General features: G+C 67.4%; 1 protein-coding gene. It reads left to right on the top strand.

Annotated elements, in window-relative coordinates; all coding sequences use genetic code 11:
- The first annotated feature begins 133 nt into the window (after positions 1–133).
- On the top strand, positions 134–1042 hold the full coding sequence (locus ACIP5O_RS36900) for a transposase family protein (protein ID WP_401302251.1): 909 nt from the start codon (positions 134–136) through the stop codon (positions 1040–1042).
- Positions 1043–1069 lie beyond the last annotated feature (27 nt).

Here is a 1069-nt window from a genome sequence, read left to right as displayed (position 1 = left end):
GCTGCGCAAACTGCCCGACGGCCGGTTCACCGCCCGCCTGTGACCAGGAGCACCGCCACGATCAGGAGTACCGTCACGCTGAGCCGCTCGACACGGGCGTAACCAGTGTGCCCTCGGCGACCGTTGGAATTGTGTGACGAATGCCAAGAAGCGCGCCGAGGACACCTGCCCCCTTGTCTACCAGTGCCGCCTACCGCTGTCCACGCGGACCGTCAACCACCTCGCCGATCTGCTGCGACGCCACCTGAAAGCAATCCGGTCCAGATGGCGGATCCTGCCGCCGGGAAAGATCGCGGTGATCGTCCTGGCCCTACTGCGCCACGACCAGCGCCTGGCCGACATCGCCGGCGGCAACAACGTGTCCGAATCCACCGTCCGTCGCTGGCGCGACGAACTGATCGGACTGCTCGCCGCCCAGGCGCCGCGACTGGACCGAGCCCTGAAGAAGATCGCGAAACAGGGTGGGGAGGTGGTCCTGATCGACGGCACCCTCATCCGCACCCAGCGTCGCACCGGCAAGGCCGACCGGCGAAACTACTCCGGCAAGCACCGCAGCCACGGCCTGCACTTCCTCGCCTTGACCGACGAGAAGGGCCGCCTGATCTGGATATCCGCTGCCCGGCCCGGGCGCACCCACGACAATACAGCCGCCCGCCACGACCACATCCTGGCCCACCTGCGCGCCGTCGGTCTCGGGGCGCTGGCCGACCTCGGCTTCCGCGGCCTGGACAATGACGTCCTCGATCCCGTGATCGTCACCGGCTACATCGCCACTCGTACCCACAAGCTCACTCGAGGCGAGAAGGAGGCCAACCGCGTCCTCGCCGTCGGACGTGCACCAGTCGAACACGGCTTCGCCCACCTCAAGAACTGGCGGATCCTCACCAAACTCCGCACCGACCCCGCCCGCGCCACCCGCCTCCTGCGAGCCCTGCTCGTCCTGACGAACCTCGAAATCAACCGCTGCCGGATGATCTTCTCAGCGGACTTCCGCCCACGGCCAGCACGAGTACCCCGGGGAGCGGTCACACCAGCCCTTTGACCTGCGTCTTCAAGTTGGCGGAGGCTC

The organism is Streptomyces sp. NPDC088915, from assembly GCF_044749825.1.
Classification (GTDB): domain Bacteria; phylum Actinomycetota; class Actinomycetes; order Streptomycetales; family Streptomycetaceae; genus Streptomyces.
The sequence above is the reverse complement of the archived record's forward strand: the minus strand, read 5'-3'. Positions and strand labels throughout refer to the sequence as shown.